Source organism: Singulisphaera acidiphila DSM 18658 (assembly GCF_000242455.2).
Lineage (GTDB): Bacteria > Planctomycetota > Planctomycetia > Isosphaerales > Isosphaeraceae > Singulisphaera > Singulisphaera acidiphila.
Genome location: NC_019892.1, coordinates 3964409 through 3990194, shown reverse-complemented (window position 1 = coordinate 3990194; position 25786 = coordinate 3964409). Strand labels below are relative to the sequence as shown.

The following is a 25786-nucleotide window of genomic DNA, read 5'->3' as shown; positions in this document are numbered from 1 at the left end:
TCAAGAGCCGAGGGCTTGCTCTGACGGTCGACCCTTCGGGGCTGCACCCTGCGGACCTTGCTATCCTCGGAGGTCGGACTTGAGCGCCTTGTAGGCGGCCACCGCCATCCGGTCGCACGCTTCGTTTTCGGGGTGGCCGTTGTGACCGAGGACGTGGGTTACCCGTACCTTATGGCGGGTGAGCAGGACGTCGATTCGCTGCCAGAGATCCACGTTCATCACCGGCTTCAAGCGGCCCCCTTCCTTGCGCTGCCATCCCTGCGACTTCCATTTGGGCATCCACTCGGCGATCCCTTTGGCCACATATTGGCTATCGGTGATCAACTCGACGCGGCAGGGGCGGCGGAGTGTGGCCAGGCCCTCGATCGCCCCGGTCAGCTCCATCCGGTTGTTCGTGGTGGCCGGCTCGGCTCCCGACGAGTCCATGGTCTGTCCGCTGGCCGGGTGTTTGAGGATGTAGGCCCAGCCGCCGGGGCCGGGGTTGCCGCTGCACGCACCGTCGGTGAAGAGCCGCACAATGTCAGGAGCCGCCGTTGAATCCGTCGCCATGAGCCTGTCCTTTGTCCTCTGCCGCTGTTGCGGCCTCTCGACGATCGCCCCGGGCGAATCCAGACAATGCCCCGGCTCGGCGATCACCGACGATCTTATCGCGTGGAAATACCGGGGCAATGGCACACGGTCGGTTTCACCCGAGAGAGCGATCGGCCCGCAGCGCCTACTCCGATCGATCCAGATAATTAGAGAATCAGCATCGCGTCGCCATAACTGTAAAACCGATAGCGTTCCTGGATCGCCTCGGCATAGGCCGCGCGAATCAGGTCGACCCCGGCCAGAGCCGACACCAGTACCAGGAGACTGCTCCGGGGCAGGTGGAAGTTGGTGAGCAGGGCGTCGAGCCCTTGAAAAATATGGCCGGGGCGCAGATAGAGGGCGGTCTCACCCGAGAACGGCTGGATGGTTCCCGTGATTGCGCTGGTTTCCAGGATCCGGGCCGAGGTCGTTCCGACCGCGATGATCCGTCCCCCTTGACGCTTGTGTTCGCTCAGAAGGGTCGCCGCGGGAACACCCAGTTCGGCCCACTCTGCGTGGAGCTGGTGCTCGTCGATGCGCTCGACCTCGATCGGTCGGAAGGTGCCTAGACCAACGTGGAGCGTGGCGTCGACGCTGGCGACTCCGCGCTCGGCCAGCCGGCGGAAGACGTCCTCCGTGAAATGAAGGCCGGCGGTGGGGGCGGCGACGGCCCCGGGAGTCCGCGCGTAGAGGGTCTGGTAACGGAGGCGATCGGCAGGGTCTTCGCGCCCTTTGCGAATATAAGGGGGGAGCGGAACCTGCCCGTGCCTGCCCAGGAGGTCATGCACGGCTTCGTCTGACTCCGGGCGTACGATCCAACGCCCCGCCTCGCCCCGCGCTTCCAGGATCAACTTGAGTCCCTGGCCGACGACCACACGCTCGCCCTCGACGGGGCGTCCGCGAGTCGTGGCCAGGATCTCCCAGGTTCCTTCCGGCAATGCCCGCAGAAAGAGCCCCTCCCACCGCCCGCCGGTCGCTTCGCGGAGCCCGAGGAGTCGGGCCGGGACGACCCGCGTGTCGTTCCGGACGATAATGTCGCCGGCGTTGAGCAAATCAGGAAGCTCGGCGAACGTTCGATGCTCCCAGCGCTGCTCTTGCCGACGGATGACCATCAGCCGCGATTGGTCCCGTGGCTCGACCGGATGCTGGGCGATCAATTCGCCCGGGAGCGTGAAATCAAAGTTCGACGTCTGCAAACCTCTTTCTCCTGACCGTCCTGAACGGGCACAATCTAAAAAATACTTCCGAGGCTCCCCACTCGCCTCGGGAAGTTTTCGCTCGTCTTTGAGAAACTTTCTGTCCCCTTTGTCTCGATTGTACCGACCCGTGCAAACTCTCGCCCGACGACTTGAGACGGCCGAACGCCAACCCTGGCCGGACCAGCCTATCCCGATTACCCTGGTGATCACCGACCTCGACGTCGGCGGGGCCGAGCGTGCCCTGGTGGCTCTGGCCACGAGGCTGGATCGCCGGCGCTGGCAGCCCTCTGTGATTGCGATCGGGGCCGATGGAGCCCTTGTCGAACCGCTCCGGGCGGCGGCCGTCGAGACCGAATGCCTTGACGCCGATCGCAGGCGGCCGCTCCAGGCGGTACGTCGACTGGCCAGAGCGCTGGGCGATCGGTCACCTCGGATCGTGCAGAGTTTCATGTTTCATGCGAACATCGCCTCGCGGTTCGCGTCGGTGCTGGCGGGTGTTCCCTGGTTGGTTGGCGGCATCCGGGTGGCCGAGCATCAGAAACGCTGGCACCTGAACTTCGAGCGCTGGACGTCGGGCTTGTCCTTGGGGTCGGTCTGCGTCTCGCAAGGGGTGCATGACCATCTCCGCGACGTCGGCGGGGCCGACCCCGCACGGCTGACCGTCATCCCCAATGGTATCGATCCCCTGCCCTATGATACGGCGGTCGCCTGTTCTCGCGAGTCGCTTGGCGTGCCTGCCGATGCTCCGCTTGCCCTCTGCATTGGCCGGTTGGACGTGCAGAAAGGGCTCCCTTTTCTCCTCGACGCCGCAGAACGGGTCATCGCCGCCCGGCCCGACTGGCACCTCGTGATGGTGGGCGACGGCTCGGAGCGGGACCAACTTCACCAGCGAACGGCTGAAAATCAGGCGCTTGCGGACCGGGTCCACTGGCTTGGCCGGCGCGACGATATCCCTTCCCTCCTCAAGGCGGCCGACTTACTCGTTCTCGCATCGCTCTGGGAAGGGATGCCCAACGTGATCCTCGAAGCCATGGCGGCCCGCCGCGCTGTCGTGGCGACGGCCGTCGAGGGGAGCAACGAACTCGTCATCCCCGGTCAGACCGGTTGGCTCGTCCCACCGGGCGACCCCGACCGGCTTGGGCAGGCTCTGCTCGACGCTCTCACCGACTCAGGCCGCCTTTGCCGTTACGGCGAAACTGGCCGCACCCTCGTCGAAACAAACTATACAACTCAACGCGTGGTCGAATCCTACGAACGACTCTGGGGGGGGATTCTCGGCCTCGACCCCAGAAACTTAACCACAGAAAACAATGAAAATTAAGTTTTATGAATCGTTAAGAATTGTAATTTCAATAAATTATTGAATTCAATTTTTTGATTTTATTTGTGATTCGTGTCATTTGTGTTATTCGTGGTTAAAATTTTTTTGATTTGGAGGGATGAGTCTTTACGTGTGTCGCATGTTTGATTTTTTTTAAAAAACGATCGCGATGTCAGATTATGGCCACACGTTTGTCGCCGGATTCCTCGAAAACCCGACTCTAGGGGAGATCCAGTCAGGGCGTACGGTCTGGCCAGGGCGAGAAATTGCTCATGTCCGGGTCGCCTTCTGAGCTTCACGACACCCTGGAGCAGACACCATGTTGCTCTCCCCCCATTCCCGTCCTCGGCGCTGCCGACAGCAGGTTTACCCTGCCCTCGATCGGCTCGAGTCGCGTGCCCTTCTCTCAACTGTGACTGGGTTTGCGAGCTTTCGGGGGCGGATCACCGGTCCGGCGGGTGATGCCATCGCTGTTCAGGTGAATCCGGCCGACTTCGATACGGCCCTGGGGGGCCGGGTTCTCCTCCGGGTCGAAACGCGAGCTGCGAACGGCAGTCGGCTCGACCCGGGAGCGACGGCGCTCGAGTCGGCGACCCCCGGTGGGGTTCGGATCCTGGCTCGCCGTGTCGACGCCTCGCGTGGGACGGCCAGCGTGACTATCGCTTCGGTTCTCCCGGGTTCCCTGACGATCCGCCCGCGCCCAGAGGGGCGGACCACGGGTGACTACACGTTGTCCGTCTCCCTGGCAGGAGACACGAATGGCGATCACCGCATCGATCGTCGCGATCTTACGGCGATTCGACGGGCCCTGGGGCGTCGCGCCGGCGCGTCGGGCGTTGCCCCCGGCGCCGACGTTGACGGCGACGGCAATGTGAGCCTGGTCGATCTCGGGATCACTGCCCGGAACCTCGGAGCCTCGACCCGCATTCGCCCTCTGACCGCCAGCCTTGGCCTCGACCGCGTGGTGGATCCGGACGGCGATGGCAAGGTGAACGAGGCGACCGTCGACGTGACTGGCCGGACTGCCCCCGGAGTGGTTGTTCGGCTTGATCGCGGGGCTGACGGCTTGTTCGAGGCGACGACGACCAGTGGCGCGGATGGTCGCTATCGGTTCACCGTCCCCTTGAACCTTGGTTCCAACCCGATCGCCGTCGTGGCGACCGACTCCTTCGGTCAGACCGCCAGTGCTCAGCTTGTCGTCACACGCCTTGGAACTGTCGGGCGCGTCTTGGCCTCGTTTGACTTTACCCAGGGTGCACAGGGCTGGGAGTCAGGATTTGCCGACCTGCCTGCAAATCCGAATGCGTCCTACGAACTCCAGTCCGGGTTGCGCCCTCTGCCCTCGGACTTGGGTGTCCCCGGAACCGGCTACCTGCTTCAGGGCCACAACCGCTCGGACGACCTGTTCATGTACCTCAAGCGGAAGCTTGGTGCTTCTGACGGGATCGTTCCCAAGCAGGTGTACTCTGTCCAGTTCAAGATCACCGTGGCCTCGAACGCGCCGAGCGGATCGTTCGGCGCGGGAGGAGCGCCCGGTGAATCGGTCATCCTCAAGGCAGGTGCAGGTTCGGTCGAGCCTCGCGGTGTCGCGAGCCACGGATTTGTCCGGTTGAACATGAGTATCGGCGATCAAGCGACTGGTGGTTCGGGGGCCTCGGTTGTGGGCAACATCGCCAACGGCCAGACCCAGAATGGCCAAACCCCTGTGCCGTACGTCTCTCTGACGAAGCAGCACACCCATACGTTTGCCGCCCAGGCCGACAACAACGGCAACCTCTGGCTTCTCGTCGGCACCGATTCGGGTTACGAAGGGCTCACGGCCCTCTTTTACCAGCAGATCGAGGTGCAGCTCAGCCCTCTCGTTGCCTGACCCTTTATTGAGCAGTTACCAAGCGCGCGACCGACGTCGCTCTCACGGCGCTCGCGGCGTGGGATTCGGCCGCTCCACGAATCCCCGTCGCGGGCGTCGGTAGAAACGATAGAACCCAGGACGGCAAGCGGAACGCTAATTGCCTGGACCTGATTTTTCTTTGCATTGAATTATGTGCAAGCCCTGGGTGCCACGGGTTGTACCCAACCCGTGAGCCAAAAACCGGGGCTATCGTTTCACGGGTTGAGTACAACCCGTGGCACCCAACAGCGATGACCTCACTGCGATCGCCCATCAGAAAATCAATGAAAACCGAGACCAACGGCTTAGGGAGCGGCTGCCGCCGGGATGCGGAGGAGTGACTCCAGCGTGCGCTTCAGCCGTGCTTGCCGTGGACTCTCCGCCGCCTGGCCGGCGAGGTTTCGATCCTGTTTCGGATCTTGGAACAGTTGATAGAGCTCAGGTGTGTTGATGCTATTCTCGATCAGGACATGGTCCTCATCGATCACCGAGTCCATCGTGACCACGCGCTCGGTATCCACTTCCTGTCCGTCCAGGGGCTGTTTCTCCAACTGGGAGAGGATCGGGTCGGGACGCTGCGGGTCGGACGAGTTCCAGTGCCGGGCGAGACTGCGTCCGGGGAACGGATTCTTGACCTTCGGGAGGAGCAGGTCTCCGAAGGTTCGCGGCAAGTCGCGATGAGCGACGGGAACTCCAATTCTCCGGTCACGCAGAGGCGCGGTGCTCTCGCGACCCGTTCCGCTGGCGTTCAACGGCGGAATGAGGAGGAGAGGAACATGCGTGAGCTCGCTGTAGAGGCTCGACCCATGGCCGAAATGGCCGTGCTCGCCGAGGTGCTCGCCATGGTCGCCCGTGATGACGACCCAGGTATTATCGAGCTTGCCCGTCGCGCGGAGGTCCCGGAGAAATCGGCCGAGTTCGGCATCGAGGCCGTGGAGGCATTCGTCGTAGAGGTCGATGAGCCGCTGAGTGACGGAGTTGAGCTCCTGCTGCTTCTGCGGCCGCTGGTCGGGCGTGGCGGAGTTGAGCGCCCTGACGGCAAGCCAACCCCCGTTGGGCGACGCCAGGGATTGCTCGGGGACAGGCCCGCTCCAGAACTTCCGGTCAGAGCTCGGTGACGGAAGATAGGGGCCGTGAACGTCCATGAAGTTCAGGAAAAGGAAGAAGGGGCGCGGCGTGTCGCTCGCCACCTGATTCCGGTTCTGGACCCGATCGAGCCATTGCTGAGCGTCACTGATAATCACGCTGGCGGGGCGGTGAACAAAGAAGGGCGAGACGCCGGGGACCGGCAACCGGGCCCGCCGGACCAGGTTCATGGTGAACTCGCCGAGCGTCGAGTTGCAGACGGTTTCGTTCAGGTTGATCGTCTGGTTGCGGGGATAGTCGACGTAGGAGTCGAACCCACGCCCGAACCCGTAGCCGGCGTTGCAGACCCGGACATTGGCCACGATCCCGGCGGTAGTGTAGCCGTGGGCGCTCAGGTGCTCGGCCAGCATTGGGGACGGGCCGTAGTAAGGGCGGTCGACCCGAGCGCCATGCTGGTAGGGCCAGAGGCCCGTGAACATGGTCATGTGCGATGGGAGAGTCCAAGGGGCGGCCGAGCGGGCCATGTCGAAGGTAATCCCCTCCTTCGCCAACGCTTCCAACTCGGGCGTGGTCTGTCGGCCGTATCCGTAGAGACTCAAGTGGTCGGCCCGGACGGTGTCCATCACGATCCAGAGCAAGTTGGGAGCACCGACGCCTGCGGCTGCCGCCGGAGCGGGCCGGGACCAGGCACGCTCGGGCGCTGCGGTGACTCGACGCTCCTGAACGAAGGAGTAAACGGGGAGCATGACGAAGACCAGGCCGCCCGCCCAGCACGCGCCACGCTTCCAGGCCGTGGTCGGGCGCACCAGCCAGCCTCGAATTCGGTAGCCAAGGCCAAGCGCCAGGATCACGACCGCAACTGGGTGGAGACCGGGGAGTGTGAGGAGCGGTCCGAGCAGGAGAAATGTCCCGAGGACCATCCCTGCCCAGTTCCAGGTCAAGCCGATGCTCCGCTTCCCCTGCCCCTTCGCTCTGAGCCAAGCCGCAACGCCCAGGACCGGCGCGACCAGGACCAAGGTCCAGGCCGCCACGAGTAGGGTCTCGGCGACTGGGATCATCCAGGCGGCATGTCGGCTGATCATCAGGCTGCTCCAGCGGACCTGATGCAGCCCATGGAACTGCCCGAAGACGAGCGCCAGCTCGAGAAAGCCCGCCGCGACTCCTACGGCCAGAGTCGTTCCCGCCAAGGGCAGGGCGCCGGGCAATCGATTCGCCAGGGGGGCGGGAGCGGGAGCCGACGCGCTGGATTCACGCTCGATGTGAGTCGTTCCGCGACCCAAGATTTTACGGAGCGCCGACGTGGGGCGGAACAGTTTCGAATCAGAGGAGGAGGAAAGCGTCGCTTCGACCGGCTGGGAGTGATCGTCCGCCGCATCGCGGGTTTTACCGGGAACACTGGCGCGATTCGTTCGCTCTGCCATGTCGGATTCGCCCTCTCCATCCGAAGTCTTCGAGGTCTTCGAGCCTCATCGATTCGGCGGGAGTTGAACGAAAACCTCGATTTATGTCCAGTCAGATTGCCGTCCGGCTCCGCGTCCCACTCTTTTTTCGGCCTCGCATTCCCAGGAATAAGACTCTTCGCTAGAATCCCCCCCGCTCGCTCAAAAGCGTCCGTGCTGATCGAAGTCATTTGGATTCGTGAAAGCTTGGGACCTTTCGCGGTGAGGCGAATGGCCCTGGACAAAAAACAGAAGGGGTGCCCAAGAAGGGTTGCCCCGCGGATTTGGGAAGGATTCCCCGACTCTATGCGCGATGGCCGGCAGGTCTTGCGGTTCTTGGGAATTTGTGCAATCGGCTTGGCCTTCATGCCGGGCTGTGCGAGCATGCGTCGCCACGCGTCGACGCCTGATTTCCGCCCCTGCACGGACGGATTCGCCCATACCAAGGACGGCTGGATGCTGGGCGTTCGCCACATCCGACCGGCTCATCCCGATCCGGGCAAGCTTCCGATCGTCCTCTGCCATGGCTTGGGGCTCAACGCCACCTTCTGGACGATCACCAACGCCCATCTCCCTGAGCAACTCGCCGCACGAGGTTATGAGGTCTTCCTCTACGACAACCGAGGATCGGGCGAGAGTGCGCGGGTCGGGCGCGTGGGGAGGATCAACGCGGCGTTGCGTCAGACCCTCTTCCTCGAGTGGGGAGATGGCACCTGGAACGTCGACGAGATGGCTCAGTACGACGTCCCGGCGATCCTCGACTACGTCAAAAAAGAAACCGGCCAGGATCGCGTCAACTGGGTGGGGCACAGTCTGGGAGGCATGCTTCTTTTCTCATTTCTTGAGACGAGCCCCGACGCTGGCCGGATTGCGAACTTCGTCGGGATGGGGAGCACGATCATCCTGGCGGATTACCCTCAGAAAAGCATGCTCCAGGCGAACCGAGGGTTGCGTAAGCTGACCTCGGTCGTCAGCACGGGCCGGCTCGGACGCCCTTTGATGTTCTTCCAGCCCCCTGGCCTCGAGAAGATCGACCAGTTCTATTACACCTCGTCGGTCGTCGACAAGCTGACGATCCGGGGGTTCTACGGTTACACCTTGGAAGATCCAGGGCGCTCGGCCCTCAAGCAACTCGACCCTTATTTGGAGTACGGCCACTTCCTTTCGGCTGACCGCAAGATCGACTACGCTGCGCGGCTGGGAGAGGTCACGACGCCGATCCTGCTCGTGGCCGGCGAGGCGGATACCATGTCTGACGTCCCCTCGACCCAACTCACCCTGGCGGCGCTGGGAAGCCTCGATAAGTCCTTGATGCGCTTTGGCCAAGGCGATGGCCATCTCACCGACTATGGCCATTGCGACCTGGTCTGGAGTCGCAACGCCTCCAAGGAAATCTTCCCGCCCGTGATCGACTGGCTCGATCGCCGCCAGCCAGGGCCTGCGTTGGCCACGCCTCAGCGGCCGCTGGCCACGCCCCAGCAACCGCTGGCCCCGTTGGCGACACCTCAGAACTAACCAGGCGAGCGTGAACTCCCTTTCTGATTGTTTTCGCTCGCGTCGCCCTCAGGAATCGAAGACAGGGAGCGATCAGCTCCCCGCTTGCCTTTGGTGTAAGCGAAATGACGTCGACGTTGGGTGAATGCTTCGGCGCTACGAATTCGGGCTGCCGTTCGATTCTCCGGTCAAGAACGCCTCGATGCAGATTTGCGACCAGGTCTCGAATTGGGCTCGTTGACGCACGAGATCGGCCACGAGGATGAACTCGGCCTCGGCCAGTCCTTCCTCGCGAGGCACGATCTCGGGCGCCGCGAGGTCGTAGACGTGGACGACCCCGAGATGAACTTGGCCGACCGGTGTCGAGTCGTCGTTGATCAGGCCGACCAGGCGGATTGAGCCGTCACTACCGAGGGCGATCTCCTCGTCGATCTCCCGGCGCATCGCCATTTCGTAGGCGTCGAAGGTGGCACGACCGTCAGCATCCGACTCATCGACGTGGCCGCCGACCCCGATCGACTTGAGCCGATGGAGCCTGGCCTCCCCTTGGGACTTGCCGCGCGTGTAGCAGAAGACGGAATCGCCGCAGCGGAACACGACGTAGGGGATGATCTGCTTGAAGCTCGGGTCGTCCTCGACCTCGGACCGAGGCAAGAACCGCGCCAGTTCGGGCACGAGCAACGCATGCAGATAGCGGTCGGCTTCGGGGGAGAATCCCTGGAATCGTCCCAGACGGTCCAACTCGGCGCTCGGGACAACAAGAACGCGTTCGGAGTGAGGGTGGCTCACGTTGATTGGCCTCGCGGACACGGAAACGATGAATGGGGGACGCCGCGCGCAGCGACTCGCTCCTCCCATTATCGGTCGTCGGTCCCCACGTTCCACAACGGTTGCAATCGGTGAACCCGGTTTTCTCGCGTGGGAAGGCTAAAAATCGGTGCGTGAGTGCCGGCCCTTCGGTCATCGCCCGCCACCTTGGGATTCCTTACTTACGGGCGAGGCGCCACGTTTCAAATCAAGGTGAAGTCATGTTATTTCTATATGGAAATTCAGAGAAATGACCGGCAGCCGAATGTTTTTTCTTGTAACCGATAGCCGCCTAGTGACATGCTTCTCCTGGAAACAGTCATCCCCGCTAGTTTGGGGATGGTATATGTAACTGGTATTTTGCAAACTGGTCCGCGGCAGCGTTAAAATAGGTAGACGAGGCTCGAGTTTTGCCCAAATTGCTCTGGCGCAGTTGGACTGCGGAGCATCGGCTTATGCCTGGAATTATCGAATTTCCCAAGCTGGTCGAAGCCGCCCTGACCCAGCACGGCGACCTCTTCGCCAATGAGTGCCAACGTCGTCACTTCGCCGAGTACCTCACCGGCCTGTTCGTCGCCGACCGGAAAACCGTCCTCGGCATTCATGACGAGTTCGCCCAGACCACCGACCAATCCTGCCTCAATCGCTTCCTCACCGCCGCCCAGTGGGACCCCGAGACGCTCAACGATCGAAGGCTCGAGCAACTCCAGAAGGAGCCCTCCACTCGCTACAGCGTTCAGGGCGTCATCCCGATCGACAATACTCTCGTCGATCGGGACGGGATGCTGATTCCCGACGCCAACTGGTTCTGGGACCACACCGAAGAGCGGAACAAGATCGCCCAGGACTATCTCTTCGTCAACTACGTCTGCACCAGCGGCAAGCACTACCCCCTGGAGTTCCGGCTCTTCCGCAAGCAAGAGGTCTGCGAAGCCTTGGACGAGCCGTTCCGCAACCATACCGCCTTGTGCTGCGAGCTGATCGATTGGGTCTGCGAGCGGGGAATCCCCGGCGACTTCGCCATGGACTGCTACTTCACCAACGCCGAGGTCCTCAACCACATTGATGGGAAGCAGGATCGGTTGGGACGGCCCCACGGTTACGTGGGCGATCTCAAGACCAACCGCAAGTTGGAGTGGAAGGGGGGGATCCTCAAGGCCAACGAGTTGGCGGCGTCGATCCCGGTGGAGGACCGCAAAGCGATGAGGATCGGCGACCGTCGCCAGTGGTACTTCACGGTGACGGTCCGAATCCCCGGGGTGAACCACAAGGTGCGGATTGTCATCCTCTGGCACTACCGCAACGACGGGACGTGCTGCAAGATCCTGGTGACGAATCGGATTACCTGGGAGGTGAGTCGGATCGTGCGGGTGTACCGCCATCGCTGGACAGGCACGGAGACGTTCCATCGGGACGGCAAGCAACAACTCGGGTTGGGTGACTGTCAGTTGCGTGATGTCCAGGGCCAGACCCGGCATATGTACCTGGTCATGCTGGCGTACAGTCTGCTCATGAGCGAGTTGAAGCAGGGTCGTGCGAAGGAGTGGGCACTCCATCGGCTGATGACCATCGGCGAGGCCTGTCGGGCGATGACGAGGGAAGCCCTGCGGACGACGCTCTCGTGGGCGATCGAGCAAGTCACGCAATTTGAGCAACCCTATGAACATGTCGTGGCTCAGCTGGGGTTATCCTGACTTTGCAAAACACCAGATGTAAGTGCAATCCGCAACACTTTCGCTTGTGACTCGTGATGCAGGTTCGGAAGGGTCAGGCCCGCTCGGTCATCGGTCGAGCTTGCGCCGATCGGGAATGACACCCAGGTTTGCCTTGTTGAATTTCATGATGGTTCTTGTGCGAAAGCCGGCTCTCTCTCGTGTTGTTTCTCCGCTTAATCCGGGAGGTGACGCATGCGACGACGTGGATTCACGCTCATCGAACTGCTGGTTGTCATCGCGATTATCGCAGTCCTGATCGCGTTGCTGCTGCCTGCGGTCCAGGCGGCCCGTGAGGCAGCGCGCCGGGCCCAGTGTACCAACAATATGAAGCAGATTGGGCTAGGGCTTCATAATTATCACCAAATCAACAATGCCTTGCCTTATGGAACAGGGGTCTGCTGCACGCCGGCCGGTGGCAACTGGTCGACCTTCATTCTGCCGACCATGGAGCAGAACGCGATCTACAACGGGCTGAACCAAAACCTCGGGTACAATACGGTTTACAACACCACAATCGTCAGGACGGTGATCTCCACATTCATCTGTCCGTCCGATCCGGCGGCGTCCAACCCCGTTACGACCCGGTTTGCCGCTCATGATGCTTCGCCGGCCCTGATGCTCTGGTATCCCGCGTCCATGGGGCCGACGCATATGGATAACTGCGATTTCTGCATCGACAAGACGCCCTCCTCCACAAATTACTGCTGCCAGGGATATAACTTTGGCACGAACGGTAACGCCGGGCTCGGGATTTCCGCCGGCACCTTTGCCGGAATGTTCGGCCGGACCTCGCGCGTCATCGGCTTCCACGAGATTACCGACGGCCTGAGCACGACGTTCATGGTCGGCGAGACTCTGCCGGGAGACTGCACGTTCATGGGAGTCTTCTCCCAGAACTTCCCGCTCTCCGGGACGATCATCCCGCTCAATACGTTTGAGACAGCCGTCGACTCCAATTGGTGGCGGACCTGCGGCTTCAAAAGCAAACATTCCAGCGGAGGCAATATGTTGATGGGCGATGGGAGCGTTCGATTTATTAAACAGTCGATCAGTTATTATGTGTGGAATGTGCTTGGAACCCGTGCCGGGGGCGAAATCGTCAGCTCCGACGCCTACTGATGATCCCAGGCTCAGACTTACCGCTCGAATGATCGTGACCGGAAAAATCTGAGATGAACAAGGAGCTTGCTGTGTTTCGACCCCTGTCTCGTTCGCTCGTGATTCCGGTCGCGGCGGCGTTGGTTTTGCTTGTCTCCGCATGGGGGTGCGGATCGAGCGAGCCAGGCTTGGTGCCGGTTCGGGGCAAGGTCACTCTCAACGGCGGCCCTTGGCCAAAGGAGGGGACGATCAACTTTACCCCTGCCGGTACGGTCGAGGGGGCCGACCCGACGAAGAGTCGACCCGGGAGCGCGAAGTTTACCACCGACGGATACTTCACCGCCGGCAGTTTCGAAGCGGGCGACGGCCTCTTCCCCGGAACTTACAACGTCGCCCTGGATTGCCTCGAAAGCCCTCCACAGATGACCAACACCGGGAAGGTCATCGAAGGCAAGAACGCCGCCCCCTTGTCCTACCGGAACCCCTCCACCAGCGGATTGACCCTCACCGTTGATGCCAATCAGCGTGTCGATGCAACGTTCGACGTCAAAGCGAAATAGCTTATTTTGACGCATTGCGTGATTGCTTGTGTGGGCCGTGAAAAGCATGCAAGCATTTGTGGGTGGTGAATGACTTGGTGAAGGACCGATTTTTTTCCGTAACGGACGGTCGAGTGGCGACATCCTTCTCATAGGGAAGTGTCATCCTTGGTCTCATGGGGATGATCCACTCGGGTGCCATCCATAAACGCGAATTCATGGTTCCTTGAGCAGGTTCAGAAGGACCAGGCGCGCTTGCGCGCCTACGTTCGTTCTCTTGGGGTTCGTGCCGAGTGGGTCGACGACCTTGCTCAGGAGGCGCTGCTCATCGCCTTGAGACGGGTGGACGAGTTCGACCGGACCGGCGATTTCGGAGGGTGGGTTCGGCAGATCGCGCGCCGGTTGATTGCGAACGAGCGGCGAAAAGCGATGCGTCGCGACATCATCCTGTCCGACCATGCCACGGACATCCTCCTGGAAATTCATGGCGAGTCACCCAAGCCGGGCGAGCTCCAAGAACGTGAGGAAGAAATCGCGAAGTTGCGTGAGTGCGTATCCGGGCTCCCGAAGCGGAGTCGTGAGCTTTTGCAACAACGTTACTTTGAAGACCTGAGTCCGGGTGCCATTGGCAGCCGCCTGGGCCTACCGTCGAACCAGATTCGCCAGACCCTTTTGCGATTGCGGCGCGTGTTGTTGACGTGCATGGAACGTCGCTCGGGAACGCACATCGCATAGCGTGTGTGATGATCTTTGGGAGCAAGCCGTTATGGCAGATAACGACCGAAGATCGCTCGACGAGGTGTTGGCTCGCTTCCTTGATGGCGACCCCGAGCCGAGTGACGGGGAGCGGCTGGCCGAAGCGATGCGCGGCGACCCGGATTTTGCCCAGGAAGTCGTCCGGTTGTTGACGGTCGATGATTTGCTCCGCCAGTGCGCCGTTCCCGACGACTTGGCTTTTCTCGAGTCGCTCAAGCTCCGGCTCAACGGCGAATGCGGAGGCGATGAGTTTGCCGGGGAGTTCGAGCGTCGCTTGCGATCGAGGGATGAGCGGAACCGCTCGGGCCGGCCCTGGTTATCGTGGACGGTCGCGGCGGCGGCGTGCGTTGCGACCCTCGTGATTGGCGGGCTGATCGCACGGCGGCCGGGGGCTGAACCGCTTCCGGCTCAGCCTCCGCTTCAGCATCAATCTGTGGCGGGAGATTCGGCAGCACCTGTGAGTCGTGCGCCAGCGACTCCGGGTGGGCTGGCCATGGTCGTCAAGCTTGACGACGTGCTCTGGGTGCCTCGGGAAGGCCCCCACCCCTCGGAAGGGGAACTCGTGGCGAGCGGCCGTTTGCAGTTCCGGTCGGGGCGGATCACGCTCTCGATGCTGACCGGAGTCGTACTCGTCGTGGAGGGGCCCGCGGACTTTGAGTTGGTGGCCCTGGATAAGGTCTATTGTCGCCGTGGCCGGATTCGAGCGAGGGTTCCCAAGGGGGCGGAAGGGTTTGTCGTGGCCTCGGCCGCGTCGGCCGTGATCGACCTCGGGACCGAGTTCGCCTTGAATGTCGAGGCCGACGGCAAGTCACGGGTCATGGTTTTCGAGGGCCTGGCCGAGGCCGCGCTGTTGGACGCGGCGGGCTCGCCCAAGCGGACCCAGCTTGTCACCAAGAGCAAGGAGTTCGAGCTTGACCCCGGCAAGGACCGGATTGCGGAGTCGGTCGCCCGGCCGGAAGGATTTGTCTCTGCCTCAAAGATGACCGTGCCGACGCTGGTACTCGACACCGACTATGCCGCGACCGTGATGAAATCGCGGCCTCGGGGCTATTGGCGGTTCGAGTCGCTGTCCGACAGCCTGGTTCCGAACGAGGTCCCCGGCAGTCCGCCGTTGCAGGTGTCCGGCCCTGTCCGGCTCTCGGATCTTCGTCGGGGGAATGGATGCGCTGTGTTCCCGTCTGGCTCGCCCGAGCAATTCCTCGGCACCGATCGACTCTGGGAGGTGGTCCCCGAGTCCGGATATGCGGTCGAATTCTGGTTTCTGTCCGACGTCTTCAGCCATGCTTCGCTCGTCGGTCTCCTGCCGCCCGAGGAACTCGTCTTGCCAGGTCAGCTCTCGCGGTACGTTCACACCTTCCTCGTAGAACTCACCGCCCGAGAACGGCAGTCGTTGAATAAGCCGGCCTCGGTCCGGTTCCTGCACCGCTGGCCAATCGACACCACGGTCGGCAGCAATCTTTTTTCCAGTGATATGTACGTGCCACATCGGTGGCACCATGTCGTGGTCCAGATGAATGGGGCCTGGATGGAGCTTTTCTTCGACGGGGTGCCGGAAAATGCGATGCCGATCGTGACCGATCCCCCGGCCTTGTCTTGCCGACTTGTGGTGGGACGACGGACCCCCGACACGCATGACCCGATCAATGCTCGGCCATTTGTCGGCCGGCTCGATGAACTGGCCATTTACGATCATTGGCTCTCGAAGGATGAGGTGCTTCACCATTTCCGATCGGCCACTCAGCTTGACTTTTGCCGTTTTGGGATACAAATGTGGCGAGCCTCCCTGGTGCAATGAGGGGTATGCACAGAGCCCTTCCTCGCACACAAGAAGGCCGCCATGACCAGTTTAACCGATCGGACTCGCGCGCGACTCTCCGTGAAGCAACTTCGCTTGCGGTTGCGGACCAACCGGCGGCGACAGGCTCGCAAGGCGCGGGCCACACGGCGAAGGCTCGAACGAATTCACGAGCAACTCCCCAAGCAGGTCCGCACCGTTCTTGACCCCCTCGAACCCGCCTTCTCGCGGGCGGCCCATCGCCGGTTCATCCTCCTGGCCCTGGCCGCGATCCTGACTCTGGGCGGACGCACGATCAACAACCTGCTCCGTGTCCTGGGCACCCTGGCGCCCGGGCACCCCAGCAGCTATCACCGCGTCTTCTCGCGCGACCGATGGTCGCTCGCCGCCCTGGCTCGCCGCTACATCGCCACGGTCCTCGCCAGTTTCGTGCCGCACGGGCCGATCCTCCTGGCGGGTGACGACACAGTCACCGAGCATCCCGGCCCTCATGTCTACGGTAAGGGACGCCATCGCGACCCGGTTCGCTCGACTCACACCTACACCGCGTTCCGCTGGGGGCATAAGTGGGTCGTCTTGGCCCTGCTCGTCCCCGTCCCCTGGGCCACGCGACGCTGGGCCTTGCCGCTGTTGATCGCGCTGTATCGAACCAAGGAGGATAACGCGAAGTGCGGCCGACGGCACAAAACACCGCCCCAATTGCTCGGCCAGTTGGTTCGTGTCTTGATGCGATGGTTCCCTGATCGGACCCTGGTCGTCACCGCCGACGGCGGCTATGCGACCCACGAGTTGGCGGAACTGGCCGCACGGACCCCGAAGCGGCTGACCCTCGTCAGCTTGTTTTACCCCGATGCCAACCTGGTCGAGCCACCACCGCAATACGCGGGCCTGGGACGTCCTCGGGTTAAGGGAGCGAAGTTGCCCGGCCCGGCGGAAGTCGTCAAGGTGAGCCAGCAACGACAGGCCCTGGAAGTCGCCTGGTACGGCGGCGGCCGACGTCGTGTCGAGACCGTGACGGGGACCGGACTCTGGTACAAGGGAGGACGTCCCCTGGTGAACGTGCGCTGGGTCTTCGTCCACGACCGGGACGGCACGCACCGGGATGGATATTTCTTCACGACCGACGCCACGATGAGCGTCACGTCGCTGATCGAGACCTACACCGCGCGGTGGAACATCGAGACCACCTTCGAGGAAATTCGCTCTTACCTCCGCATGGAGACGACGCGTGGCTGGAGTCGAGACACGGTCCTGCGCGTGGGTCCCTGCCTGTTCGGACTGTATACCCTGGTGACCTGGCTTTACTCCCGATTGCCGAGACGCGGGTCGCGGGTCGGCGGCGTGGACTGGCCGGGCAAATGTGATGTAACGTTCTCGGATGCGATCACGGCGGTCCGCCGCTGGTTGTGGCTGGAATGGGTTTTGGCGATCCCTGGTGATCGCGTGGTGTTCCAAAAGCTCACGCCCGGATTCCGGCAACTCCTGCTCAACGGCCTTGCCCCCGCGGCCTGAACCCCCGCCAAGTCGCTTGCCACGCTCAAAAGCCCGGTCCGAGACGCCGTCGCAAGGGGTCTCCTCGGATCAGGGTGCGCGCTGGCACGACAAGGTCGTCAAAACGGCAAAAGTCAAACTCAGAGGGTTTATGCTGAGTGAATAATTTAATTTTTATTAATGTGAGTGGTGTCTGATTTTATTGTTTGCGAGCGAGTGCGGGCCAGAGCAGTTTTCGCCTCGTTTGTGTTCCCTGGAACCGTGGGCGCCCCGCCCGCATTCTGCTTGTGTCGGAAAGGCATGTGTTTCATGCCTCCGAAAGCCGCTCCAGCCCGCGGACTTTGTTTATTTTATTCCCGGGAGATGACTCATGCGACGACGCGGATTCACGCTGATCGAACTGCTGGTCGTCATCGCGATCATTGCCGTTCTCATCGCATTGCTCTTGCCTGCCGTGCAAGCCGCGCGCGAGGCGGCCCGCCGGGCCCAGTGCATCAACAACCTCAAGCAGATTGGTCTGGCGATGCACAACTACCATCAGACCAACGATGCGTTCCCCTCCGGTGAACTTTGGGACCAAAGGGTTTCGGCGGCGAGGACATTCTGGACCGCGTTCATCCTTCCTTACCTTGAACTGGGGACGCTTGGCAACGCCTACAACTACAGCATGAGCCTGAACACAGCCATCAGTGGAGGTGCAGCTTTTGGGCCGACAAACGCCACGGTCACCCAGGCGTCGATCAGCACTTACCTTTGTCCCGACGACACCGGTGGCACCATGGCCCGAGGGACTTACTTCTGGGCGAGGTCGAACTACGTGGCCGCTTACAGTCCGGATGGTCTGATGATCGAAAAGAACGTGCCGTTTACTTACGACACAACGTGCAACGGCGCAGTCAACCCCGCGACCCGCCAGGCCCTGTTCAACTTCAACGTCACCCGTGGCCTCAGGGATATCACGGACGGTTCGTCGAATACCGTCGCCTGCTCGGAGGTGATCCACGGTCCTACCAACACCAACGATGGTCGTGGGACCGCCTGGTACGATTGGGGTGTGCAGTACACCCACCATCGCCCTCCCAACACCCCCATCCCCGATATGGTTTATCCCAACACCTACTGCGTGAATACCAAGCTGAAGGCGCCGTGCGCGGCCACCGGAGTGACTTGGTGCCAGCAAGATTATGCGGCACGGAGCTATCATTCTGGGGGTGTCAACGTCCTGATGGCCGACGGGTCGACCCGATTTGCCAAGGATAGCATCAATCTCCTCACCTGGCAGGCCCTCGCCAGTATCAACGCTGGAGAGGTTGTCTCGGCTGACGCCTACTGACCTACCACCTGGTTGGATTCGAGAGCCCAAACATGAAACGGATCGCGTGTTCGTGTCTCGTCGCCACCCTCGTCGCTTTGCCAGGTTGCTCCGAGCCAGCCGGGCCGCAGACGATGCGGGTCTGGGGTGACGTGAGTTACGACGACAAGCCGGTTGAGGAAGGCACCATCGAATTCGTTTCCCCCGATGGTGCGGTCCCTGCGCAGGCCTCGATCAAGGCGGGGCACTATGACCTCCCTGCTCCGTCCGGGCCGATGGCCGAGAAGTCCTACGTCGTCCAGATCAACGCCCTCAAGAAGTCGGGCAAGACGATCCCCAACGTGATGGGCGACGGTGCGCCGACCATGGACGTGCTGGTCAACGTCATCCCAGAGACATACAACGTCAAGTCGACCCTGAAGGCGAATGTCTCGACGGACACATCCAAGAACCAGTTTGACTTCAAACTTGAAAAGCCAGGGCGCTCCAAGTAACGGTGCCCCGATCCGCCGTTGGAGCGACAGGGCCGGCCGGGCGAACCCATTCACGGGTTCGCCCGACCGGCCTTTTCTCTTGTCGACCACCCTTTCGGGAACTACGTCAAAGTCAAATCGACCCGCTGAAAAAGACTTTGCGGATATGCCAATAGTGACACGCAATCAAAACTGATGGTGGGTTGGCCGCCCGAGGGGATTGGTCCCCTCGGGATCGACCAAGGGGCTCAGTTCCCGACGGTTTCAAAGGTATGGTCCGCCTTTTCTCCGCCGAGTTCCGCTTCCATCTCGCGGAACTCCTTCGACTCGGTCTTGCTCCTCCAGACCGCCCAGGCGACGGCGGCGATGCCGAACAGGCCCAGGAGGTAGAGTACCCAGCCCTTGCCGATCTGTGAGGCGTGCAGGATGGGGGCGATCGAGAGGAGGGCTACCATGTTCATGACCTTGATCAGCGGGTTCAAGGCCGGGCCGGCGGTGTCCTTGAGCGGGTCGCCGACGGTGTCGCCGGTGACGCTCGCCTTGTGCGCTTCGGAGCCTTTACCGCCGTAGAGGCCGTCCTCGATCAACTTCTTGGCGTTGTCCCAGGCGCCACCGGCGTTGGCCATGAAGACGGCCAGGAGTTGGCCGACCACGATCATGCCCGCGAGGTAGCCCCCCAGCGCGTAGGGGCCGAGGTAGATGGCGACCAGGATCGGCATCAGGATCGCCAGCAAGCCGGGCCCGATCAACTCACGCTGCGCCGCGGCCGTGCAGATGTTGACGACCCGGCCGTAGTCGGGGGTCTTGGTGCCGGCCCAGATTTCCGGGTCGCGGAACTGGAGCCGGCACTCCTTGACGATCAGGAACGCCGCGCGGCCGACGGCCCGGATCAGCATCGAGCTGAACAAGAACGGGACGGATCCACCGATGAGCATGCCGATGAAGACATAAGGTTGGGCCACCGAGAGCTTGCCCGCCTCGGCCAGATACTGTGCGGTGGTCATTTCGCCGATCTTCGACTCGCTGCCAACCGCGATCACCGCAATGAAGCTGGCGAAGAGGCTCACAGCCGCGATCACCGCCGAGCCGATCGCGATCCCCTTGGTCTCGGCCTTGGTGGTGTTGCCCACCGCGTCGAGGTCGGCGAGGATTTGCCGGGCCCGCTTGTAATTTTCCTCGCCCATCTCCTCGCGGTCGTAACCCATCTCGCCGATGCCGTTGGAGTTGTCGGCCACCGGGCCGAAGACGTCCATGCTGATCGTGTTGCCGGTCAACGTGAGCATCCCGATCCCGCACATCGCCACGCCGTAGGCGATGAAGATCGGGCTGGCCCCGGTGTAAATCAGGACCGAGAGCAAGAGCGCCACCGCAATCACGCCCACCGCCACCACGGTTGACTCATACCCGAGGGCGAACCCCTGGATGATGTTGGTTGCGTGGCCGGTGGTGCATGCCTTGGCCAACGACTTCACCGGCTCGAAGTGTGTGTGCGTGTAGTAGCTCGTGCTCTTGTTGAGGGCAATCGCCAGGATGATCCCGATCAGGCAGGTCCAGGCCGGCCGCATGTCGAGGCCGCCGTAGCCGAAGTTGGACCAGAACGGCTGGCTTGCGGAGAGGATGGGCTTGTCGTAGTTGCCGACAAAGGCACGGAAAGCCTTGGTCTTCTCCTCTGCGGTCTTGGACTTATCAAGCGCCTGGGCGTCCTCGAATTTTTCGCGATCAGCCTGGAATTCAGGGGTCACAGCGTAACCCCCCAGGGCTTGCGGATACTCCTTGATGTACTTGTCGTCGAAGTGCAGATAGCCCAACCCGAGCAAGAAGAAGCCGACGACGCTGATGATCGAGCCGAGGACGAAGCCACGGTGGACCGAGTGCAAGGCTTCATCGCTGGTGCTCTGCGGCCCTGCCTTCACGGTGTACGTGCTGATGATCGACCCGACCACGCCGATGGCCCGGACCAGGAGGGGGAAGATGACCCCCTTGTGCCCGAAGCTGGCGTAGCCGAGGATCATCGCGGCGACGATCGTCACCTCGTAGCTCTCAAAGATGTCGGCCGCCATCCCCGCGCAGTCGCCGACGTTATCACCCACGTTGTCGGCAATCGTGGCGGCGTTGCGGGGGTCATCCTCAGGGATATTCGCCTCGACCTTGCCCACGAGGTCGGCCCCGACATCGGCTGCTTTGGTATAGATGCCGCCGCCGACTCGCATGAAGAGCGCCAGGAGCGTGCCGCCGAAGCCGAAGCCGAGCAGCACCTCGTAGGCGTGCTCGCCGTAAGCCATGAAGATCAAGGTGCCGCCGAGCAGGCCGAGGCCGTCGGTCAGCATGCCGGTGATCGTACCGGTGCGGTATCCGAGCTGGAGCGCGGCGCCGTAGCTGGTGCGGGCCGCCGCCGCCACTCGGAGGTTTCCGCGGACCGCCAGGCTCATCCCGACGTAGCCGACCGTCCAGGAGAAGGCTGCCCCCATGAAGAAGGCGGCCGCCCGGCCGATCGCGACATGCTCTTGGCCGCCCGCGACGGCCCACATGATCCCGGTGATGATGAAGACCAGGAGGATGATCGCTCGAAACTGCTGGCTCAGGTAGGCGTTGGCCCCCATCCGGATCGCCTTGGCGACCGACCGCATCTTCTCGGTCCCCTGATCGGCCCCAAGGACCTGGCCGACCAGCATCGCTGCGTACAGCAAGCCCGCGACGGCCACCCCCAGGACGACCCAGAGCGCTCCACGCTCGACCGAGTCATAGTGCGGGTCATTCCGGAACGCAAAATATTGAAATTCCGAGGCTGCCGCCGGAACGGCAGGTGCCTGCGCGAAGAGCGAGGGAGGAGCCGCCAGGGCGGCGAGTACGAGCGTCACGATCGAGAAGCCGTGCCATCGTCGCATGAGAAAGACCTCCACATCCTCGGTGCACTGTGAGGGGGGACGTCCGGCCACCGACGGTGGCCAAGCGCCACGCCGCCTTGCTGCTCAGTCCTGGTCTCGTCGGGAAATCCGGTAGTCCGACCGGTTGATAATCAGGATTAGACAAAACCGGGGGGGACTCGGATAGGGAGTAGAGGGGAATCCCGAGAACCCGCTCGTCTCGCATCTTAACGCGAGGCGTCTCGAGGACAGGATGCTGCATTGACTCGTTTTTTAATTGAAGCATCAATGCCTGTGGTGTATCGGGGGCCCCGAACTTGACTTGATTGTCACCGGTTTGATTGGCGAGCTTCCCTTGTGATCCGGATTGTTATTCCCTGGGATCCCGAGTACACCACCCGCTATTCTATTGACTTCAATGATTCAATTTCCATCAATTCAAGAACGGGCGGCACGCTCGCGGTCCCAGCGAATTATATGGGATGGAATTGCGGGGGGAATGTCACGTTCCGCGACTGTTCCGGGACTTGCCTCCTGCGATTGACGGTCGCGTCGGCTTGTCCGGGAGGTCGGTCCGGATTAGGATGACAGGGGAGTCGACCGCGCCGTCGCAACGGCACGCGGGCTTGGGTTTTACGGGACAAAACGCCATGAGTCAGAATTCCTTCGGACGGCTCGGTCAAATCCGGCACGGTCTGGCTGTCTCGACGCTGTTCGCCTTGACCGTCTTCACCACGCTGCCTCCTTCGCCCGCGATGGCCGCTGACGCTCAGCCGAAACGGAAGGACAGCAATGCGTTCATCAAGCCGAAGGAAGTTGTGCTCAGCGCTTCGGTCGAGCCGGCCGAAGCCAAGGCGGGCGATGTTGTCACTTACACGGTAACCGCCAAGATCGCTCCCGGATGGCATATTTATCAATTCAAGCCAAATCCGAAGGGAGAGCAAGTACGGGACACTTACTTCGACTTCTTTGATCTCGCCGGCCTGAAATCGGTCGGGGACTGGACGGCGGCGAAGAAGCCGATCCGGAAAGCGGAGCCCGCCTTCAACAACGAGATCCTCGAGTTCTACGAAAACGAGGCTCAGTGGAGTCTGAAGCTGCAGATTCCGCCAGGGACGGCTCCTGGCCCGAAAGTTTTGCGAGATCAGATTATTTTTCAGATCTGCGACGCCAATAGCTGCAAGCCCCCTGCCCGATCGACGCTTCCCGACGTCACCCTGACGGTTGTGCCTGGTGTCGGTGGCGGAAGCAACGGTGCGGCCTCCGCCGCGCCGACGCCGCCAGCCGAGACGGTGGAAAAGGCGGTCGCCGCCGAGGCGGTTCCGACCAGTGAAGTGGCCCAGGAAGCCCAGAAGGGGATTGTTTCCCTCATGCTCGTTTCGGCAGCGGCGGGCCTGCTTGCCCTGGTGATGCCGTGCGTTTGGCCGATGATTCCGATCACGGTCAACTTCTTCGTGAAGCAAGGGAGCAAGAACAAAGGGAAGACGACCGGGTTAGCCGTCGCCTACTGCCTGGCGATCATCGGGGTCTTTACCTCGGTTGGGGTGCTTGTTTCGTTCTTCTTCTCGGCGACCGCGCTTCAGAATCTAGCCAACAACCCGTGGCTCAACACGTTCGTGGCGTTGCTGTTTCTGGCGTTCGGGTTGAGCCTGCTCGGTCTGTTCGAGGTCCGGCTGCCGAACTTCCTGCTGAACGCGTCGGCCAAGGGGGAAGGTCGAGGGGGGATGATTGGCGTCATGTTCATGGCCCTCACCCTCACGATCACCTCGTTCACCTGCACCTTTCCCGTCGTGGGCGGCCTGATCGTGATGGCAGCCAACGGGGAGTTTTTCTATCCGATCGTCGGTCTGGCCACCTTTTCGTCGGTGCTTGCGTTTCCGTTCTTCCTGTTGGCCCTGGCCCCCGGCCTCGTGTCGAAGATGCCGAAGAGCGGCGACTGGATGAACTCGGTCAAGGTCGTGGGCGGCCTGATTGAAGTCGGCGCGGCCTTGAAGTTCATGAATACCGCGGAGATCGGCTTCGGCGCAGTCCCCGAGGATGCATGGTTCGACGCTTCTCTGGTTCTATCGGCCTGGGTGGGAATCGCTGCGGTCTGCGGTCTCTATCTGCTCGGTCTTTTCCGGACCGATCATGACCACGACGAGGTCAAGATCGGCCCGGGCCGGCTTCTGATCGGCTCGCTCTTTCTGGCCCTGGCCCTCTTCATGGCCCCTGCCCTGTTCGGCAATCCGCCGAAGAGTCCGCTCTGGGATCTGGTCGTTGGTATCCTTCCCGCCGACGTTGGTGACCTCGATCGCCCCACGGGAACTGGCGGATCGGTCGCTAGTGAGGGCCTGACGAAGGCTACCTCGACTGACCCCGCAACGGCCGAACGCGAAGAAAAGAGACTGCACGGGGTTGTTTGGGGGATGAGTTACGACGCGGCCCTCGAGGAGGCCAAGTCGAGCAATAAGCCGATCCTGATCGACTTCACCGGGGTCAACTGTGCCAATTGCCGGACCATGGAGCAGACGGTGTTGAACCGAAACGAGATCAGCGGCCTGCTCTCCGAATTCGTCACCGTGCAATTGTATACCGACTACGTTCCCATCGGTTCTCTGACTCAAGAACAACGCGAGGCGCTCGCGGAGAAAAATCAACTCCTCCAACTCGGCCTGACCAAGGAGGCGACCAACCCGTTCTACGTTGTCCTCACTCCTGAAGGTCAATTGATCCAGGCGCTCGGCGGATATCGCAAGCCTGTTGTGTTCGGCGAGTTCCTCAACGGAGCGCTGACCAAGAATAAGAATCAGGACAAGGCCAAGGTGGCCCAGGCCGATCCGGCGCACTGACGCCGGATCGGCAGATCCGTTGGATCAGGCTTTGCCAAGCTTCCGACGGTTCGCCTGCACTTCGGCGGGATCGTTGACCGGGTTGAGCGGCGCCTCGCCCCTGAGAATGCCGAGGACGTCTGCGACGATCGAGTTCGCCATGTTGCTCAGCCCCTCCTCCGTCTGGGCGGCGCTGTGCGGGGTTAGCATGACGTCAGGCCGGCCAATCAAGGGGTGATCCTTGGGGGGGGGTTCGACCTCGTAGACATCGGCTCCATAGCCCCAGAGCCGCTTGGCGTCGAGTGCCTCGGCGACGTCCGCTTCCACGGTGATCGGCCCTCGTGCCGCGTTGATCAAGATGGCGTCGGGGCGCATCTTGGCCAGGGCCTCGCGGTTGATCATATGCCGGGTGCTCGCGTCGAGCGGGGTGTGAACCGTCACATATTCGGAGGCGGCAAGCAGTTCGTCGAGGCTCACTCGGGTCGCCCCCGCGCGGGCTTCCACTTCGGGGGGGGCGGCCACGATGTCGTGGTAGAGCACCCGCATTCCGAAGGCGGTCTTGGCGACCTCACCGACGCGCCGGCCGATCCGCCCGAAGCCGATGATGCCGATCGTGCGGCCGAGCAGGTCGCGGCCCATCATCGAGGTCCGGGCGTGATAGTCGCCTGCCGCCAGGGCCGTCATCATTTGTGGGAAGTGCTTCGACAGGCCGATCATCATCGCGAAGACATGCTCGCAGACGCTCTGCGTGTTTGCCCCCGGCGTGTAGACCACCTGGATTCCCCGCTCGGTTGCCGCAGGGATGTCGATCTGGTCATAACCGACTCCGTGTCGGCCGACCACCTTGAGCCGGTCGGCCCTGTCGAGCAAGGCGGCGTCGATCACTCCCCCGGTCCTGATGATCAGGCCGTCGGCTCCGACGATCTCGCGTCCCAACGTTTCGGGATCGATGGCTGAGGCCATTCTCAACTCGGATCCTGCACGGAGCACGCTCATCCCGGCTTCGTGCATCTTGGTCAAGGACAGAACGATCGGCCTCTGGGACATGAGTTCGGCTCGCCTTTTTTTTTGATTTGAGGGGTTGTGCGGGGGGACGACTGCGCGGGTCGTTTGGGAATCGTCGACC

General features: G+C 62.0%; 18 protein-coding genes. 12 read left to right on the top strand and 6 right to left on the bottom strand.

Translation table 11 applies throughout. The annotated features are described in order from the left end of the window. Positions 1 to 60: 60 nt before the first annotated feature. Positions 61 to 549 (bottom strand): ribonuclease HI, encoded by a 489-nt coding sequence (gene rnhA, locus SINAC_RS15615; RefSeq protein WP_015246602.1) that lies wholly within the window; start codon positions 547 to 549, stop codon positions 61 to 63. A gap of 188 nt (positions 550 to 737) precedes the next feature. Continuing rightward, the gene (queA, locus tag SINAC_RS15610; protein ID WP_015246601.1) at positions 738 to 1766 is read right to left on the bottom strand and encodes a tRNA preQ1(34) S-adenosylmethionine ribosyltransferase-isomerase QueA; all 1029 of its coding nucleotides are present in this window, start codon (positions 1764 to 1766) and stop codon (positions 738 to 740) included. A 130-nt stretch (positions 1767 to 1896) separates the two neighbouring features. Here queA and SINAC_RS15605 point away from each other — a divergent pair, with 130 nt between their 5' ends. Both SINAC_RS15605 and SINAC_RS15600 read left to right on the top strand, forming a co-directional pair. After that, positions 1897 to 3090, top strand: coding sequence for a glycosyltransferase (locus tag SINAC_RS15605; RefSeq protein ID WP_015246600.1), 1194 nt, complete (start codon positions 1897 to 1899; stop codon positions 3088 to 3090). 319 nt (positions 3091 to 3409) lie between these two features. Continuing rightward, a complete protein-coding gene (locus tag SINAC_RS15600; RefSeq protein WP_015246599.1) occupies positions 3410 to 4960 on the top strand; it encodes a dockerin type I domain-containing protein in 1551 nt (516 codons plus the stop codon). Positions 4961 to 5286: 326 nt separating this feature from the next. On the opposite strand, the gene SINAC_RS15595 is transcribed toward SINAC_RS15600, so the two are convergent. Next, positions 5287 to 7488, bottom strand: coding sequence for a sulfatase (locus SINAC_RS15595; protein WP_015246598.1), 2202 nt, complete (start codon positions 7486 to 7488; stop codon positions 5287 to 5289). A 324-nt stretch (positions 7489 to 7812) separates the two neighbouring features. Between SINAC_RS15595 and SINAC_RS15590 the strand changes: the two genes are divergently transcribed. Further along, the gene (locus tag SINAC_RS15590; RefSeq protein ID WP_015246597.1) at positions 7813 to 9021 is read left to right on the top strand and encodes an alpha/beta fold hydrolase; all 1209 of its coding nucleotides are present in this window, start codon (positions 7813 to 7815) and stop codon (positions 9019 to 9021) included. 135 nt (positions 9022 to 9156) lie between these two features. On the opposite strand, the gene SINAC_RS15585 is transcribed toward SINAC_RS15590, so the two are convergent. Continuing rightward, positions 9157 to 9789, bottom strand: a complete 633-nt coding sequence (locus tag SINAC_RS15585) for a phosphoesterase (RefSeq protein WP_015246596.1) — start codon at positions 9787 to 9789, stop codon at positions 9157 to 9159. A 473-nt stretch (positions 9790 to 10262) separates the two neighbouring features. On the opposite strand from SINAC_RS15585, the gene SINAC_RS15580 reads away from it, so the two are divergent. From SINAC_RS15580 to SINAC_RS15545, 8 genes are all read left to right on the top strand, one after another. Next, positions 10263 to 11501 (top strand): IS701-like element ISSiac1 family transposase, encoded by a 1239-nt coding sequence (locus SINAC_RS15580; RefSeq protein WP_015244411.1) that lies wholly within the window; start codon positions 10263 to 10265, stop codon positions 11499 to 11501. Between the two features lie 213 nt (positions 11502 to 11714). Next, complete coding sequence (locus SINAC_RS15575; protein WP_015246595.1) at positions 11715 to 12641, top strand: DUF1559 family PulG-like putative transporter; 927 nt, start codon at positions 11715 to 11717, stop codon at positions 12639 to 12641. Between the two features lie 71 nt (positions 12642 to 12712). Beyond that, positions 12713 to 13180 (top strand): hypothetical protein, encoded by a 468-nt coding sequence (locus tag SINAC_RS15570; RefSeq protein WP_237722514.1) that lies wholly within the window; start codon positions 12713 to 12715, stop codon positions 13178 to 13180. Positions 13181 to 13354: 174 nt separating this feature from the next. Continuing rightward, positions 13355 to 13894 (top strand): sigma-70 family RNA polymerase sigma factor, encoded by a 540-nt coding sequence (locus SINAC_RS15565; protein WP_015246593.1) that lies wholly within the window; start codon positions 13355 to 13357, stop codon positions 13892 to 13894. 31 nt (positions 13895 to 13925) lie between these two features. Beyond that, entirely contained in the window at positions 13926 to 15710 is a 1785-nt protein-coding gene (locus tag SINAC_RS15560) for a LamG-like jellyroll fold domain-containing protein (protein ID WP_015246592.1), read from the top strand. A 42-nt stretch (positions 15711 to 15752) separates the two neighbouring features. Then, complete coding sequence (locus SINAC_RS15555; RefSeq protein WP_015244795.1) at positions 15753 to 17222, top strand: IS701 family transposase; 1470 nt, start codon at positions 15753 to 15755, stop codon at positions 17220 to 17222. 349 nt (positions 17223 to 17571) lie between these two features. Next, positions 17572 to 18534 (top strand): DUF1559 domain-containing protein, encoded by a 963-nt coding sequence (locus SINAC_RS15550; protein WP_015246591.1) that lies wholly within the window; start codon positions 17572 to 17574, stop codon positions 18532 to 18534. Between the two features lie 32 nt (positions 18535 to 18566). After that, on the top strand, positions 18567 to 19007 hold the full coding sequence (locus tag SINAC_RS15545) for a hypothetical protein (RefSeq protein WP_015246590.1): 441 nt from the start codon (positions 18567 to 18569) through the stop codon (positions 19005 to 19007). Positions 19008 to 19234: 227 nt separating this feature from the next. Here SINAC_RS15545 and SINAC_RS15540 read toward each other — a convergent pair whose 3' ends face one another. Beyond that, complete coding sequence (locus tag SINAC_RS15540) at positions 19235 to 21871, bottom strand: proton/sodium-translocating pyrophosphatase (RefSeq protein WP_015246589.1); 2637 nt, start codon at positions 21869 to 21871, stop codon at positions 19235 to 19237. A gap of 629 nt (positions 21872 to 22500) precedes the next feature. Here SINAC_RS15540 and SINAC_RS15535 point away from each other — a divergent pair. Continuing rightward, positions 22501 to 24681: a protein-disulfide reductase DsbD family protein gene (locus SINAC_RS15535; protein WP_015246588.1), complete on the top strand. Its 2181-nt coding sequence runs from the start codon at positions 22501 to 22503 to the stop codon at positions 24679 to 24681. Between the two features lie 24 nt (positions 24682 to 24705). Here SINAC_RS15535 and SINAC_RS15530 read toward each other — a convergent pair whose 3' ends face one another. Then, positions 24706 to 25707, bottom strand: coding sequence for a hydroxyacid dehydrogenase (locus tag SINAC_RS15530; RefSeq protein ID WP_015246587.1), 1002 nt, complete (start codon positions 25705 to 25707; stop codon positions 24706 to 24708). Between the last annotated feature and the right edge of the window lie 79 nt (positions 25708 to 25786).

Bases quoted from the DNA above. Each gene is read 5' to 3' on its own strand.
- SINAC_RS15550 (WP_015246591.1), top strand. From the start codon at position 17,572: ATGCGACGACGCGGATTCACGCTGATCGAACTGCTGGTCGTCATCGCG.
- SINAC_RS15530 (WP_015246587.1), bottom strand. From the start codon at position 25,707: ATGTCCCAGAGGCCGATCGTTCTGTCCTTGACCAAGATGCACGAAGCC.
- SINAC_RS15540 (WP_015246589.1), bottom strand. From the start codon at position 21,871: ATGCGACGATGGCACGGCTTCTCGATCGTGACGCTCGTACTCGCCGCC.
- SINAC_RS15600 (WP_015246599.1), top strand. From the start codon at position 3,410: ATGTTGCTCTCCCCCCATTCCCGTCCTCGGCGCTGCCGACAGCAGGTT.
- SINAC_RS15575 (WP_015246595.1), top strand. From the start codon at position 11,715: ATGCGACGACGTGGATTCACGCTCATCGAACTGCTGGTTGTCATCGCG.
- SINAC_RS15595 (WP_015246598.1), bottom strand. From the start codon at position 7,488: ATGGCAGAGCGAACGAATCGCGCCAGTGTTCCCGGTAAAACCCGCGAT.
- SINAC_RS15555 (WP_015244795.1), top strand. From the start codon at position 15,753: ATGACCAGTTTAACCGATCGGACTCGCGCGCGACTCTCCGTGAAGCAA.
- SINAC_RS15535 (WP_015246588.1), top strand. From the start codon at position 22,501: ATGAGTCAGAATTCCTTCGGACGGCTCGGTCAAATCCGGCACGGTCTG.
- rnhA (WP_015246602.1), bottom strand. From the start codon at position 549: ATGGCGACGGATTCAACGGCGGCTCCTGACATTGTGCGGCTCTTCACC.
- SINAC_RS15580 (WP_015244411.1), top strand. From the start codon at position 10,263: ATGCCTGGAATTATCGAATTTCCCAAGCTGGTCGAAGCCGCCCTGACC.
- SINAC_RS15590 (WP_015246597.1), top strand. From the start codon at position 7,813: ATGCGCGATGGCCGGCAGGTCTTGCGGTTCTTGGGAATTTGTGCAATC.
- SINAC_RS15560 (WP_015246592.1), top strand. From the start codon at position 13,926: ATGGCAGATAACGACCGAAGATCGCTCGACGAGGTGTTGGCTCGCTTC.
- SINAC_RS15545 (WP_015246590.1), top strand. From the start codon at position 18,567: ATGAAACGGATCGCGTGTTCGTGTCTCGTCGCCACCCTCGTCGCTTTG.